The organism is Polyangium mundeleinium (assembly GCF_028369105.1).
GTDB lineage: Bacteria > Myxococcota_A > Polyangia > Polyangiales > Polyangiaceae > Polyangium > Polyangium mundeleinium.
This window is the reverse complement of sequence record NZ_JAQNDO010000001.1, coordinates 1,434,386-1,448,844: the sequence shown is the minus strand read 5'-3', so window position 1 is coordinate 1,448,844 and position 14,459 is coordinate 1,434,386. Positions and strand designations below refer to the sequence as shown.

Sequence of the window (14,459 nt, the reverse complement as noted above, 5' to 3'; positions counted from 1 at the left end):
ATGGCTCGTCTAGTCGACCCCTCGGCGTGGACGCCACGCGGCATAGCGGAGCTCGAGCCGGCCGCCGAGTCGGCGGTGCGGGCCAACGAGAACACTGCCGTCGTCGCAGGACCCGGTGCAGGCAAGACCGAACTCCTCGCGCAGAGGGCTTGCTTCCTGCTCGAGACAGGAACGTGCCCGCCGCCGCGGCGCATTCTTGCGATCAGCTTCAAGCGCGATGCGGCTCGGAACCTGCGCGATCGCGTGCACCGTCGAGCAGGTCTCGATTTGGGACGACGCTTCGACTCATACACCTTCGATGCGTTTGCCAAAAGCGTGCTGGACCAGTTTTTGGTCGCCCTCCCTCGGGAAGTCCGACCGACGGGCGACTACGAGGTGGTGCTCAGCTCACCTCGAGCCGAAGACGTGGGCGACATTCTCCGACGTATGACGCCACCAAGAGACCTGGGCTCTTCGAGCGACCTGGAGGCATTCGAGAACGAGTGGTTCTTCAAGCAACGGGTACTCCAAGTTCCGTTGCGAGTGCAACCCAAGAATCTCGAGCATTGGGCCGCGCAGGAGTTTTGGCGACAACTCCTCTTCGCAGAGGCACGCAGCAGGCTCTACTTCGGAATGATTACAAGGCTCGTGATCGGCCTCATTCGGACCGACGAGCGCGTGCGACGCGCCTATCGCACCACATACTCGCACGTCTTTCTTGACGAATTCCAGGATACAACCGAGCCGCAGTACACGCTCACGCGTGCCCTCTTTCAGGGGACCGCGGCGATCCTTACTGCCGTTGGGGATCCGCAACAGCGCATAAACGGCTGGGCTGGCGCTTTGCCGAATGCGTTCAAGGTATTCTCAGCGGATTTCGGAGCTACCACTAAACGCCTTGAGCGCAACCGGCGCGCCTCGGCAGAGATCGCGCCCGTCGTGCGCTTTCTGGCCGCGCGGCTACGCGAGGAGGCAGACGAAGCCGCTGCGTCCGAGATCGCGGCGCTCGAAGGCGGAGGCCCACCGCCCGAGGCCTGCGGAGCATACCTCTTTCCTAACGACACCGACGAAGCTGACTGGATTGCAGGAGAGATCGCCGCACTTATCGAATCGGGAGTGCCTCCGCGCGACATCTGCATCCTTGCTCGCTACCACGCGGCCCGCTACACAGCCGCGACGGTTGACTCCCTTCGGCGCCGCGGCATTAACGCGCGTCTCGAGGACGCGCTCCAAGATCTCCTCTCCGAGCCAGTCGTGACGCTACTGCTTCTCGCATTCCGTGCGCTGCTGGGTCAACACCCAGGTATCGCATGGGCGAAGCTCCGCGATGAGTTAGCGTCCCTCCACGGTTTGGAGGGAGAGGAAGATGTTTCAGCCCTCGACCGTTCGCTCGCAGGACTTCGTGGAACGCTGCGCAGCTTTGCGCCGACTCTCCCGCCCACAGCCGACGCAATCCGGGCGCTGGTCGCCGAGCACATCGAGCCGCTTTTCATTCGAGCGCTACGCAATCGCTACGCGCAATATCAGCGTGGCTCGTTCTACGAGCAGACCGTCTCCAAGCTCTCGGCCGAGCTCTCCAAGATAGGAACGGGAGGCTGGGAGGATGCGATCGCGTTGGTTGAAGGGGCTGGTGCCGTTCCCATCATGACCATCCACAAGAGCAAGGGCCTCGAGTACTCGGCGGTCTTCTTTATCGGGCTGGAGGACGCTGCCTTCTGGAGCTTCCGCCTGTCCCGTTCCCAGGCGGTGGAAGAGCTTAACGCCTTCTTCGTCGCGATCTCTCGGGCGAAAAAACGCGTCGCCTTCTCCTTTGCGGGACGCCGGACCTTAGAGAGAGGAATTAAGAAACAGTCACGAGACCAGATCGCGGAGGTCTACGAACTCCTCACGGCGGCGAGCGTGCCGGTCACCGACATGGGAAGCCCGTGACGGTGAGCCGTCTGTTCGCCCGTGCAGACCGACGGGGGGATGGCGTCGCTCCGTTAGGTGATCTCCGGCTCCGTTTGTCGCAGGCGGTACAGCCCACAGAGCGGGTAGCCGGACCGAACCTGCTCGCCGCCCACATCGAACGAGACGCCCCTTGCGTCGAAGTACATGACGTCGACCTCGCCGCCCAGCTTCTTCAGCGACGCTGCGATGGCGCTCGCGGCCGCAAAGTGCGCCTTCGCCCCCTCCCCGGGGCGCCCGTACTCGGTGATGAGCCACTCCCTTGTGGTTGCCGGGAGTCGGTTTAGGATCTGAAAGCTCGTGAGGAACTGCGGGACAGGTCCCTTGCCTTTCGCGGCGTTCGCAAGCACGGCGCGGATCTCATCGAGCAGTTCGTTGTCTCTTGCGGCCATGGGTACACCTCGCCGCGAAGGAAAGGACCGTTCGCGTCCCGGGTCAACCCGCAGCGTACCTCTTCTCGCGCTCTGCGTGCCCGAGAAGGCTGGTTCGACATAACCGTGCAGGCTCTCAAGTGCCCGGCGGCTTCGCGCCCGAGCTCGTATACGATCAGCGGCTACGCACGACGCGCAGCGACCTTAGCCGGAAGCGCCAACGCCCGCGAGCGCGCCAGCGGAGGGCGAGCGCCTGTGTCGCGGGCGACGGGTGCATGGAGGATCGCAGCGATCTGGCCGTCGAGTCGAGTGGTGTTCTTGCTGATCACGGCGAGGTATTCCGACTGCCGCGCCCACGTACGCTCGTGGTCCTGCCGCTCCTTGTCCTGGAGCCCCTCGAGGTCCTGCACGGCCTCGGCGATCGCGTGCATCTGCTCGCCGAACTCCTCGCTCTGGATGAGCTGAAGCAGTCGATCCGCCCTTCGTTGGCGCTCAGGCTCTGTCGCCCTGCTCTGCGCCAAGGTGACGATCGCTTCGCGCAGGTAGCGCGCGAGATGAACTGCGATCGACGGATGCACGACAGGCACGTCGCGCACGACGCAGAGGTGCTTCTGACCGCGCGGGAACATGTTACTTACGAGTACGACGTAGCGCGCCTTGTGCACGGTGCGGGCCTTGCGCACCTGCCCGATGAAGCCGTTGCTCCAGGCCGCGACGTTCTTGCACTCGTACGCGATCACGCCGCACATGGCGCCCTTCTCGCGAACTTCGTGCAAGATATCCGCGCCTCCTTGACGCTTGTTGAGCCGGCGGATCTCATCCGTGGGGAACGCGGTCTGAAGCTGGGTGAGGATCTCCGCCTCACCGAACTCGCCACGCTGGTCAGGCGTCTGTTTTTCCAGCCTTCGCTGAAGTTCCGCCACCTTCTTTTTGAGCTGCTCGTTCTCGCGCAACTGCGTGCGGCTCGCGGCCGCCGCTTGGGACGTGGCGCGCGCCAGCTCTTCGGCGTGCTGGCCACGAAGCGCTTCTACTTGGCGGAGCGCTAGAGCCTGGGCTTCGCGCTTCGCCTCGCGTCCGAGCTTTGCCTTTTCGTGCTCGAGAAACTTGCTGAGGTTCGCTTGGACACGCGCGTGAGCCTTCGGGTCGAGCAGCGCTTGGCCGCAGACGGGGCACTTCTGCTGTGGCACGGGGCCCTCCGGGTTCGAGGCGGTGGATTGAAAGGTAGCGCGGATACGGGACGCGAGGGCCGATCGCCTCAAGTGCGTCAGGGACGTCTGCGGGATGAGAGCAGAGACGAACCGACCCATCTCCCGTCGCCAGGTCGCGAGCCGCGCAGGACCGGGCTGTCCGCAGGTAGCTAGAAAAAAGGAAGGCAGCTACGAGCACGCGCATGGTGGATCTGTCGTTGCATCAGCTAGACGAGCGAGAAGGCGGTGCAGCCCCCGAACTGCACCGCCCTCTTGTTCTTCTTCAGGCCGCCGCCGCCGCCCTCTCGTCGCCCTGCATGTTGTCCTCGTCGATCTGCGCGTCCTCGGCGACCAGCACGGACTCATGCCGCCGGTCCTCGATGGAGAGCTCCAGTCCGAGGTGCACCTTGATCAGGTTGGCCGTGAGGATGACGCTCGCGGCGTTCTTCGCGATCCTACCGTTCACCACAGCGCGTCCCTCCCATCGCGGGCACATGCGGGACCAGTCCAGCGTTCCGAGGCCCGCCAGGACGCTCTTCCAGTCCTCCCGCCGCTCCCGCAGCAGTGCGTTGCCGGCCCGGCCGAGGGCCTCGAGCGCGACCGCGTGCCCATGCAGGTACTGCTCCCGCAGCTCGGCCGCCCGGACCTTGCCGAGGCCGACCTCGTTCCAGAGCGGCATGATGCGCGTCACCTCGGTCCAGAAGTCGACGGCGATCTGCCTCGCGGTCTCGAAGCTCCCGCTGAACCCGGCGAGCAGCGTCTTCGTCGCCGCGTGGATGTTGGCCAGCGCGAAGAGCTTGTTCGATCCGCAGGACCCGGAAGGGCTTCGACCCTCCAGGGCGTTTGAGGGGCTAGATCGCAGGGATAAGGGACTCGACTCTCTCTCCGTGCGCATGATACGTTCGCCTTGAACGGCGCACGACCTGACCCGTAGCACCGCCACCCGATCGGCAGCGCAAGCGCGATAGCAACACCACCATGCCCGACGCCTTCTACCACGGCACAGATCACGTCACTGCGCAGAGAGTGTCGAGCCGCACTTCCGCGATTGATGTCGCTCGTGGCGGCGGAGAGTTTGGACGCGGATTCTATGTGGGCGATTCGCCCGTCCTTGCCCTCCAGTTCGCGATCGGGCGGTTTGGAGTCACCAACGCCAGAGCGCTGCGCTTCATTATTACTCAGGAAAGCTATTCGGCGCTCGAAACTAAGTATCTTGCGGAAAAAGACGCCAAGAAACTTCGCCAACGGGTTCGACGCGCGAGAGCTACCCGAAGCCATTTGGTTGGAGTAGACGTGGTGTGTGGCCCAATCGAAGGAAGGGCGCAGAACTTACAAAGCAAATTCGAGACGGAGCGCAGTCAGGCTGTCCTAAATGACCCGGCATGCACGACGATTGAGCTGGTGCGATGACGCTTGTACCCTCTCACTACGTTCACTTTCTGGTCTTGGGAACTTATGACAGAGGTTACGGGTGGTATGCACCCAAGGAACTTCCTGCGGGGGCAGGTGTGGCATACGCATCGCTCGCCGTTCCCGTCACGAAGCGCGGCGAGCGCTTCGCTGGCTACTGGGCGTGGGTTGTAACTCTCGATGAGGGCGCGCCCCGTCTGCTTGATGAGCCCTTTGAGCTAAGGCCAGCGGGTGACCTTTTGGAGATGGATCTGATCTCCGCAACGATTCGTTTCAAAGTGGCGCCCATGCCACCTGCGCGGTATAGAGGCACCTTGTCGCACCCGGACTTCCAGGACCCATTGCGAGGTATCCTCCCCATTGAGGATGAGGCGTATGCCTTCCTTTTTCCTAGAGACAAGGCCATTATCATCGGAGTGGATCCTGATGAGTACCAATAAGCGCGCTGTGAGTGTTGCCGGCGCAACCGGCCCCTAACCTCCGCGTCCTTCGACTGCTCCTCGCACTGGAACGCCTCGTGCCCATTGAACGTCTTGCCCTGCTGGCGCCGAGAGCTTCTTGACCTTCTCGCTCGGCGTCATTCATTCCTTCAGCAGCGGTAGCGCGTGATCGGGGTACAGCTTATCCCACTCCGCAATGTCGCAGTTCGCGACGCGCGTATCGCTAACACGATCTATCAAGCGTATGCGCACCACGAACATGAACTGCGGGTACTCCTGGGCGTGCATCTCGTGCTCGCAATGCGGGCAGATGAGGATCGGCCTGCTGCGCGGGACGGTGACGAACCCGTTGGACTAGCAGTACCCCTCCCAGTGCTTCTGGATGCTGCTCGCGAGTAAGTGGAAAAGCAGAGCTTTTGCTCGGCGCCACTTCCCGCCGGTGGAGACGATCCAGAAGCTGCAATCCTCGCGCACCTTTGCGAGCCGATGGGGCCTCGTGTACGCTTGCTCTGGTGCCCGTCACGATCGTTCAGCTCCAGGTCTTGATCCAGGTTGAGTACGACAGCCTCGTCGTTCGTCTCGGCCTCTCGCCTCTCCCGCTCGATGTGTACGAAGTCGATGACAGCGGGAACGGAGGCGTTACGGCACACGGCACCGACAAGCGAAACGCAACGCCCGGCTACACGCCGACGCGCATTGTACTTCCCGAGCAGCCTGGCGATCTTGACGCATGGAGCGCAGTTCAGCCCACATTCCCGCCGAGCACCTTCGACCGCCACACCGATGAGTGGCCGATGTGGCGCTCGGAGCTGTGGCACGAAATGGTGCATCAATATCAGCACCAGGTCTTGAAGAATTGGAACCAGGCGGATGGTCGACAAGGGCACGCGGAGGGCTGGCCTGACGCTGTGGGGGATGTCGCGGCGAGTTTCGGGATCACGCAAGCCGAGCTACTGCGCGTCCTATAGGGTAGAGGCGTCGAGGGGCCGTTCTGCTGCGCGAAAGAGCGCCGCCGTGCAGGAAGTCCTTGGCTGGCGCCGGCCTCTTGCTCTTCAGCGCGGCGCAGCCCACGAGGGCGACCCGCTTGGCCCCCGGCTGCTTCTCCGTGAACACGAGCCCTCCGAGAGGGGACTGAGCGCGCGTCAGAAGTCCTGCGAGTTGCCTCGGCGACTCCAACGACGCGCTGGTCTACTTCTTCGCGCCAACGCGATCGACGCCCCCCGCGTCCACGCCGGCCTCCCGACCTACTGCGCCGCCGTCCGCTGCGCGAGCGCGCTCTCGACCGCGCTCCGAAGCGCCACGCCCATCGGCCCCTTGATCGCCTCGCGCGCCTTCTCCCGGCCCTGGCCGAGCGTCTCCCCGCGAAAGGACAGGTAGGCCCCGCTCTTCTCGACGACACCTTGGGCGACGGCGAAGTCAAGGAGGTCACCCGAGATGTCGATCCCCGTCCCCCAGCGGATGTCGAACTCGGCCTCGCGGAACGGCGGCGCGCACTTGTTCTTCACGACCTTCACGCGCGTCTTCGACCCGACCACGTCGTCGCCGACCTTCAACGCTCCGATGCGACGGACATCGAGGCGCACGCTCGAGTAGAACTTGAGGGCGTTGCCTCCGGTCGTCGTCTCGGGGTTGCCGAACGTCACCCCGATCTTGTGCCGGAGCTGGTTGATGAAGATGAGCAGGGTCTCCGTGCGGTAGGCGGTGGCCGTGAGCTTGCGCATGGCCTGGCTCATGAGCCGCGCGTGCAGGCCCATGTGCGTGTCGCCCATGTCGCCCTCGAGCTCGGCCTTGGGCACGAGCGCCGCGACCGAGTCGATGACGACGAGGTCCACCGCGCCAGAGCGCGTGAGGGTCTCGGCGATCTCGAGGGCCTGCTCCCCGTTGTCCGGCTGGGAGATGAGGAGCCGATCGGTGTCCACGCCGATGTTGCGGGCGTAGCCCGGATCGAAGGCGTGCTCGGCGTCGATGAAGGCCGCGACGCCGCCCTGCTTCTGGGCCTCGTGGAGGGCATGCAGGGTGAGCGTCGTCTTGCCCGAGGACTCGGGCCCGAAGATCTCGACGATCCTCCCCTGCGGGTAGCCGCCGATGCCGAGGGCCTGGTCGAGCGCGAGCGAGCCCGTGCGCAGGACGCGCACGCTGCGGTCCGAGTCGGCGCCTCCGAGCGTCATGATGGCGCCCTTGCCGTACTGCTTCTCGATGGTGGCGAGCGCGCCTTTGAGCGCGTTGCTGATGTGCTGCATGGTCGTTGGTCCGCAAAAGAAAGCGCGCCCCTCCCGAGCGGGGTGCGCACGTTCATGCATCCGGGAGCCGAACAAGCGGCACGACCGGACTCGGGCTGCATTGAAGCAGGTGTTGTTATTCGGCCCCGACGTCGCTCACGCTGCCCCGCGTAGCCGCTCGACGAGCGCAAGCGCCTCGGGGATGCGCCGATCCCGCTGGCGATCGCCCAGGAGATCGTCCACGAGGTCGAGCAGCTCCGGCGCCGCGGCGACGAGCTCCGCAGCCCCCTCGACGGCCTCCGCGACGAAGAGCTTGTTCTGGTCGAGGATGACCTGCTTGTCGGCGCAGCGGTAGGCGACGTGCCAGCGGACCTGCGGGGGCTCCGTGGGCCTCACGTCGTTCTGCTTGCTGGTGGGCGGCGCTAGCGTATCGGCCTCGCCCGCGTCGCCCGGACGCACCGTCTTCTTCTTGAGCTCCTCGGCGTAGGCGCGGAGAGGACACGACTCGGTGCAGGGCGTGTTCGGCGTGGCATTACAATCCGGGCACGCCTCGTCCGGCCACGCTTCGGTCTCGATGGCCACGAGCCTGTTCTGCCGCGCGCTGCCCTTGACGTACATGTCCGGGCGGCAGCCTGGGCACTGGCAGGTCCCCGGCTCGTGCGCGGGAGCGGGTGTGCTCTGCACGAGACCGCACCTCACGAGGCGCGCCCGCGCTTCGCTTCTCGTGAGGTCCAGATCTTCCGCGACCCAGAAAACCAGCGTGTTCTCGTCCCAGGTTGGGTCGAAGAAGACAGGCGCGTCGTCGACAAGAACGTCACGGCGCTCCTGCTCATCGCCCAGAGTCATGCAGATGGTGGAGGCCAGGTAGACCTCCCGCGTGTCCTCATGCTCGATGAGGCGGTGCCCGAGCTCGACGCCCGGGAGACGGCCCAGGAGCTTGAAGCCGTACTTCCCCACGGCGTCGGTCTCGAACTCTGCGATGAAGCGCTCGCCGCTGGTGGGTTTCTCCCGACCGCACAAGACGCAGTTGCCGTGCGCGTCCGCGGTGGCGAGATGGCGTCCGCCCCGCAGGCAATCGACAATGGTCATCATGTGACGAGCGGGGCGGCGTTGAGGGCCTCGGCGATATGATGGGCCCGGACGGCGTTACTGCCGTCGAGGTCCGCGATCGTGCGGGAGACGCGCAGCACCTTCGCGTGGAGCTCGGCCGAGAGCCCGAGCCGCTCCACGGCTTGCCCCAGCATGCGCTGCCCCTTGTCGTCCGGCTTCGCGACGCGATCGAGGTCCGCGAGGCTGAGCCGGCCGTTCACCGGCTCGGTGACCACGAGCTTCTCGAAGCGGTTCTTCTGCACGTCCCTCGCCTTGACGACGCGGGCGCGCATGTCCGCGGAGCACTCGCTGCGGCTGCCCTTGAGCTCGTCCCCGGACAGGATCGCCTTCATGTCCATGCGGTCGAACACGGCACCGCGCAGCCGCTCGCGGTATGCCCGAATGCGCTCCGGCGGGCACTTGCATGTCCTGTCCTTCGTGCGGTGGAAGCCGCACGGGCACGGAAGAACCGACGCGACGGTGAGCGGTCGGGCCGGGAAGACCACGCGGGTCTGGCGCTGGCAGATGACCGATTGCCCGTCCTTGAGCGCGCCATCGAGCACCGCGAGCGTCCGCTTCTTGAACTCCAGCAGCTCGTCCAAGAACAAGACGCCGAGGTGCGCGAGCGACACCTGCCCAGGTCGCACCGGAAGGCCGCCGCCGACGAGGCCCACCTCGCTCACCGTGTAATGCGGCGCCTGCAAGGGCCTCTGCGTGAGGAGCCCCTGGGAGGTGTGGAGCAGGCCCGCCACCGAATGAATCGACGTCACCTCGAGCCCCTCCTCGCGGGTGAGCGGGGGCATCACCGTGGGCAGACGCCGGCAGAGCATCGTTTTCCCTGACCCAGGCGAGCCGATGAAGAGCAGCGGATGGAGGCCGGCAGCCGAGATCTCCAGGGCACGACGGCCGTCCACGAGACCTTGGATATCCGCGAGGTCGACTTCCGCGAGCGGAGGCGCTTTCAAGAAGTCACGCGCGAACTGGAGCTGCCCCGCGCCTCGCAGCGAGTCGACCACGTCCTGCAGGTGCGCCGCGACCTGCACCTCCATGTGCTGCACGCTCGACGCCTCGGGGCCATTGGACCAGGGCACGATGGCACGCGACACGTCCTTCACCCCGAGCAATGCGGGCAGAACGCCCCGCACGGGGCGAACGGCGCCGGTCTGCGCGAGCTCGCCGATGATGACCATGCGCGGGAGCGACTTCTGCTCGAGGGCCATGAGCAGCGCCGTCGCCAGGGCGAGGTCGAGCATTCCGTCGTTGCGGGTGCCGGCCGGGGAGAACTCGACCTTGACCTTGTAGCCGTCGAGCCACTTCCCAAGCCTCGCAAGCGCAGACAGCACGCGGGTCTTGGTATCGCGGACGCTGGCCTCCGCGAGGCCGATCAGCTCGACGGCGCTCGATCCTGCCTCGATCGTGACCACGATGCTGACCAGCGTCGCGACGAGACCGGTGAGCGCGATGGACAAAACCTCGCTGCGGAGAGGTTTCTCCGGCAGGGGATTGGTCCCCATAGTGGTCTCCTTTTGGAGTGATTGAAGTGGAAGGAAGAGGGCCCGGAGGCGAGATGCCCCCGGGCCCTTCGTGATCAGAGGTCCCCGGACTCCTGCTTCGACCCGCCGGTGCTCATCGGCTCGCCCTCGGTCAGCTCCTGCCCGCCGAGCTTGCCCTTCTCGATGGCGCTCCGCAGCGCGACGGCCACGTTCGGCATGATGAGCTCGACCTCCTCGGCGAAGAACTCCGTCTCGGCCCGCGTGAGGCGCACGCCCCGCCACTCCTTCCGCCCGCGCCGCTTGTCGGCGGGCAGCTCGTCCTCGTGGATGTAGACGTGCCCGTCGCTGGCGAGCGCGAACGAGGCCATGCACTCCTCCACGCGATCCTGCTCCTCGGTCTCCGCGTTCTTCGTGGGCGACTGCTTGGACGACATGTGTCTCCCCTGAAAAAGCGAATGCGGCGCACGGAAGGACCGCACGCCGCATTCTTGTTGTTGGTTTGTCGCTCAGTCCTCTTCGGGTAAGAGGATCGTGATGACCGCCTCGCCGTCGTCGCCGGGGCCGATGATGGCCTTCAGCTCGACGAGAGACGGTTCGATCGCGTCGGTGATGACATACAACTGGTACCGGATTTCGACTTCATCCGGCCGTTGCAGGGCGGCGCAGCGGAACATCCAGAGGATGTCCCAGAGCCTGCCCGTCTTGTCGTTCCCCGCCTGCTCCGCGGCCGGCGACAGCTCGACGTACTTCTCCCAGACGGAGCGCGTCAGCGCCACCGGCGCCTTGATTCCAGCCTGCTTCGCGAGCTCGGTGACGTCGACGAGCGTGCCGTCTTCGAGCGCCTGCGCGCGGCTGTAAGCCGCAATCAGGACAAACTCTCCACCGACATCATGGTCTTCGTCGCTCACGTTGCCCCCGCGAGGAGCGTGATGCTCGAGCCCTCGGTCATCGCCTTGTCGTTGAGCTCGGTGTATTGCGCGGCCTTCTTCCGGAGCGGCGAGTCCTCCGGGATGGAGCACTCGATCGCCACCGTCCAGAGCCGCGCGCCGATGCTCGACGCCGCGTCGACCGACTTCTTCTGCTCCTCCTCGTGCCGGTCGATGCCGTCCGTGACGAGGACGATGTCGGCGCCGTGTTGGCCCTTCTGCGCGAGCGCCTTCACCTGGTCGACAGCCACACCGAGCGCCAGACCGATGGCCGTCCCTCCGCTGAGGAAGTGCAAGATCATCTTCACCACCCCGGCGGCGTCGTTCGGTTTCACGATCTGGACCACGGTCGAGGTCGCGTAATGCACCACGGCCACGGGCCGCTTCTCCTCCGAGGCGACACGGGCGAGCGCCACCGCAGCGGCCTTCGCCCACTCGTTCCGGATCCCGTGCATGCTGCCCGATTCATCGAGCGCGAGCACGAGCGGCCCTTTCGACTTCTTCGTGGTCCCCCGGACCGCATACTGCGCAGCCCGGCGAGAGGCGATTCGCTCGAGGGTCACAACCTCGAGCTGGGGTTCGGTCAGGAGCACCGTCTCCGCCGGCAGAAGCCGGGCGACGTCATTGCCCTGTTCAACCGAGTACACCTCGCCCGAGACCCCGTGGACCTTGCTCGCATGGGCACCGCGGAGCGAGGCGAACATACGACCTGCCAGCCGAGCAATACGCTCGACCCGATCCATGTCTCCCTGCGCGGTCTCGACCTCCCGCACCTGCGCCCAAGCCGCGGCGAGGTCCCATCCGAAGCCATCAGAGACGTGCCTGGCCTGCTTGGCCTTCTTGTCGAACGCCGCCCACTGCTCACGAGCGGCGCTCCGCATCTCGAAGGCCGAGGCCCCCTCCGGGACGTCTTTCCCCGCCTTCCAGAGGAGATCGAACGCGTAGGCTGCGCCGACCTCATCGAGGGCGAGGAAGGCCATGTGCTCGGGCGGCACCGTGTCGCGCACCGCCTCCGCGAAGGTCTTTGCAGGGGGATCCCTGCCCAGACCCACGATCGCATTCCAGAGGTCGCCGGCCTTCTGCGCGTCTTCACGCGAAGCCTCTTTCAAGGTGAGATGCCGGCGCCTCGCTTGCAGGAATGAGCCCATGGCCTACGAGAGCTGGTAGCGCTTCGAGAGGTCGCCCGTGAGCGCGTCGTGGGCCTTCTTCAGCTCGTCGAGCTTGGGCTGGATGCGGGCATGGGCGCGGCGCGACACGCCGTTCTTCAGCATGTCCTGCACGCGTTTGCCCGCCTCCGTGACCTTGTCGGCGAGCTGCGGGAGCGTCGTCTGGTAGGCCGCCGCGTCGGTCGGCCGATTGGCGTACGCCTTGAGGGCCTCGTCGACGACATCGATGGCCTGCGCGACGACGGAGCGGTCCACCGTCTGCAGCACGGCGACAACACGCGCCCGATCCTCCGGCTTGTTCCAGAGCCCGTACTTCAGAACGGACAGGTGATCGAGCTCGACCGCGGGCGCATCGTCGAGCCACGCCGCGGCCTTGAGGACGCGCGTGAGCGCGATCCAGCGCCGATCCGAGAGGACGAGACCATCCGCCTTCAGCGCCGTACGGAGCCGGAGCAGCTCCTCGACGACACGCTGGGGCAGCTCGAGGCGCTGCACGTCCTTGCACGCGGCATCCCACTCGGCGAGAGCGATCTGCGCCGTGGGCTTGTACTCGGGCGGCGCAGCGACGAGCTGCATCCACGTCGCATCCGCCTGCACGTACTCGACGACGTCGCGCAAGAGGAAACGGTCGTAGATCGCCGCGAGGATCTCCTCCTCGGGCAGCTCGTTCGAGGCCCCGACGAGCAGCCGCAGGGGAATGGGATTCCCCTTGTAGAGCCGCTCGTTCATCGCGCTCAGGAAGGCATTGAGCACGCTGTCCGAGCCCTTGAACACCTCGTCGAGGAAGGCGCACTCGACGGCCGCGAGACGGCCATCCAGGTTCCTCTCCCAGAGGTCGTTCTTGAGCGCCGAGAGCTTCACGGGGCCGAAATACTCGTCCTCGGTCCCGAACTTCGTGACGAGCGTCTGGAATTTCCGCGCGTCCGGGAACGACGCGAGGAAGCCGAAGAAGAGCGCGCTCTTCGCCGTGCCCGGAGGCCCGACGAGCAGCGCGTGGCTCTGCGCAAGCGCGGCGAGCAAGATGCACTCGATCGCGTCCTCGCGCTCCCGAAAAGCCGCATTGAGCCCATCACGCACGGCACGGAACCGCGCGCGGACGGAGCCCATGTCGATGGAACCGTTCTTTTTCATGTTGTGGAAATCCGCGACTGGTTGAAGCCGCGGCGGCGCCCCGCCCCGGTGTCACCCGAGACGGGGCCGGTTTGTCGTGCAATCAGTCGTTCACAGCGATGGAGAACGACGGCCCGCTGCTGCTCCCACCCCCCGAGAGCTGGCGCTGGAAGCTGTCCTGGAGCTCCTTCACCTTCGTGGTGATCTTGTCGGAGACCCCCGCGAGCACGCCGCGGTAGAGCTCGGCCTTGGCGACGAGCTCGTTGCAGAACTGCACCCGCCGCGTGAGCGCGTCCTGCCGCATGCCGTCGGTCTTCGCCTTTTCGAGATCCGTGAGGAGCTCGGCGATGTCGGACTCGAGCGCGCTCTGCGCCGCGGACTTCGCGACGGCGACGTTGTCCGGCGCGTCGTGCATCTCGATGGTGAGGGGCTCGACGCGCAGTTCTTCGAGCGCGGGTTTGAGGCGCTTCCACGTGCCGCAGGACGGCGGCGGAAGCAGGTAGAGGCCGCCGCGGTTGCGGATGGGCACACCCGAAAGGGCCTTCACCATGGCGACGAGGACATTCGAGATGTCCCGCGTCTCGCAATGCGTGACGAGGTGGTTCGCGTGGGCGGCGATGTTCTCGGCATGCGCGAGAGCGGCCTCGAGCCCGGCGCCTCCCTCGGGCGGCAGGGAGACGATACGGTTGCCGCCCGAATCGACGCGGCACCGCGCGCCGCAAACGACACTGTCGCCCTTCTCGCCGTCGTTCTTGTTCTGGAGATAGACCCCGAACGACGCGGGCGTGTCGACGTTCGGGCGGGAGAACGGCCGGACGAGGATGTTCGCCGGCCGCTTGACCTCACCGGCGGCGCGGGAGAGCGCCGTGGCGGGATCCATATCCACGATGAGATGCTCGAACTTCTCGGGCTCGAGGAGCTTCCGAGCATCCTCGCGGGAGACATTGATGCGCTCCGTGTTCCATCCGACGATGTCGCCGATATGGCGACCTCCGGCGGCGGCGACACGGCGCTGGGACCGGGAAAGGGTCGAAGCAGCGCTGCTGGTCATGGGGTTATCCGGAGAGAGGACGCAATGCCTTGCAGGCATGCCGTCCGAAGAGAGGGCACCGCAGACGTGGT

The 14,459-nt window shown here is 65.8% G+C and carries 15 protein-coding genes; 4 read left to right on the top strand and 11 right to left on the bottom strand.

Translation table 11 applies throughout. The features are described from left to right. Nucleotides 1–1,908, top strand: a complete 1,908-nt coding sequence (locus tag POL67_RS05995; RefSeq protein ID WP_271916095.1) for a UvrD-helicase domain-containing protein — start codon at nucleotides 1–3, stop codon at nucleotides 1,906–1,908. Between the two features lie 53 nt (nucleotides 1,909–1,961). Here POL67_RS05995 and POL67_RS05990 read toward each other — a convergent pair whose 3' ends face one another. From POL67_RS05990 to POL67_RS05980, 3 genes are all read right to left on the bottom strand, one after another. After that, nucleotides 1,962–2,318 carry a hypothetical protein gene (locus POL67_RS05990; RefSeq protein WP_271916094.1) on the bottom strand — a complete coding sequence of 119 codons (357 nt, stop codon included), beginning with the start codon at nucleotides 2,316–2,318 and terminating at the stop codon, nucleotides 1,962–1,964. 161 nt (nucleotides 2,319–2,479) lie between these two features. Further along, nucleotides 2,480–3,484 (bottom strand): DUF2130 domain-containing protein, encoded by a 1,005-nt coding sequence (locus tag POL67_RS05985; RefSeq protein ID WP_271916093.1) that lies wholly within the window; start codon nucleotides 3,482–3,484, stop codon nucleotides 2,480–2,482. A 283-nt stretch (nucleotides 3,485–3,767) separates the two neighbouring features. Beyond that, nucleotides 3,768–4,379, bottom strand: a complete 612-nt coding sequence (locus POL67_RS05980; RefSeq protein ID WP_271916092.1) for a DNA sulfur modification protein DndB — start codon at nucleotides 4,377–4,379, stop codon at nucleotides 3,768–3,770. A gap of 83 nt (nucleotides 4,380–4,462) precedes the next feature. Between POL67_RS05980 and POL67_RS05975 the strand changes: the two genes are divergently transcribed. From POL67_RS05975 to POL67_RS05965, 3 genes are all read left to right on the top strand, one after another. Next, nucleotides 4,463–4,894, top strand: a complete 432-nt coding sequence (locus POL67_RS05975) for a hypothetical protein (protein WP_271916091.1) — start codon at nucleotides 4,463–4,465, stop codon at nucleotides 4,892–4,894. Next, complete coding sequence (locus POL67_RS05970; protein WP_271916090.1) at nucleotides 4,891–5,334, top strand: hypothetical protein; 444 nt, start codon at nucleotides 4,891–4,893, stop codon at nucleotides 5,332–5,334. The genes POL67_RS05975 and POL67_RS05970 overlap by 4 nt, the downstream gene beginning before the upstream one ends. Before the next feature lie 512 nt (nucleotides 5,335–5,846). Continuing rightward, nucleotides 5,847–6,302: a hypothetical protein gene (locus tag POL67_RS05965; protein ID WP_271916089.1), complete on the top strand. Its 456-nt coding sequence runs from the start codon at nucleotides 5,847–5,849 to the stop codon at nucleotides 6,300–6,302. A 276-nt stretch (nucleotides 6,303–6,578) separates the two neighbouring features. Here the strand turns inward: POL67_RS05965 and recA are convergent, their stop codons facing one another. The 8 genes from recA to POL67_RS05925 all read right to left on the bottom strand — a co-directional run bounded on the left by recA (nucleotide 6,579) and on the right by POL67_RS05925 (nucleotide 14,388). Continuing rightward, nucleotides 6,579–7,574: a recombinase RecA gene (gene recA / locus POL67_RS05960; protein WP_271916088.1), complete on the bottom strand. Its 996-nt coding sequence runs from the start codon at nucleotides 7,572–7,574 to the stop codon at nucleotides 6,579–6,581. Between the two features lie 135 nt (nucleotides 7,575–7,709). Continuing rightward, nucleotides 7,710–8,645: a hypothetical protein gene (locus POL67_RS05955; protein WP_271916087.1), complete on the bottom strand. Its 936-nt coding sequence runs from the start codon at nucleotides 8,643–8,645 to the stop codon at nucleotides 7,710–7,712. After that, a complete protein-coding gene (locus POL67_RS05950) occupies nucleotides 8,642–10,156 on the bottom strand; it encodes a YifB family Mg chelatase-like AAA ATPase (protein WP_271916086.1) in 1,515 nt (504 codons plus the stop codon). The genes POL67_RS05955 and POL67_RS05950 overlap by 4 nt, the downstream gene beginning before the upstream one ends. Before the next feature lie 74 nt (nucleotides 10,157–10,230). Next, nucleotides 10,231–10,569: a hypothetical protein gene (locus tag POL67_RS05945; RefSeq protein WP_271916085.1), complete on the bottom strand. Its 339-nt coding sequence runs from the start codon at nucleotides 10,567–10,569 to the stop codon at nucleotides 10,231–10,233. Between the two features lie 72 nt (nucleotides 10,570–10,641). Then, a complete protein-coding gene (locus tag POL67_RS05940; protein ID WP_271916084.1) occupies nucleotides 10,642–11,043 on the bottom strand; it encodes a DUF6573 family protein in 402 nt (133 codons plus the stop codon). Beyond that, nucleotides 11,040–12,170: a vWA domain-containing protein gene (locus POL67_RS05935; protein WP_271916083.1), complete on the bottom strand. Its 1,131-nt coding sequence runs from the start codon at nucleotides 12,168–12,170 to the stop codon at nucleotides 11,040–11,042. Before POL67_RS05935 ends, POL67_RS05940 begins: the two co-directional genes overlap by 4 nt. A 42-nt stretch (nucleotides 12,171–12,212) precedes the next feature. Further along, a complete protein-coding gene (locus POL67_RS05930; RefSeq protein ID WP_271916082.1) occupies nucleotides 12,213–13,358 on the bottom strand; it encodes an AAA family ATPase in 1,146 nt (381 codons plus the stop codon). A gap of 82 nt (nucleotides 13,359–13,440) precedes the next feature. Continuing rightward, nucleotides 13,441–14,388, bottom strand: a complete 948-nt coding sequence (locus POL67_RS05925; RefSeq protein WP_271916081.1) for a DUF6744 family protein — start codon at nucleotides 14,386–14,388, stop codon at nucleotides 13,441–13,443. Nucleotides 14,389–14,459 lie beyond the last annotated feature (71 nt).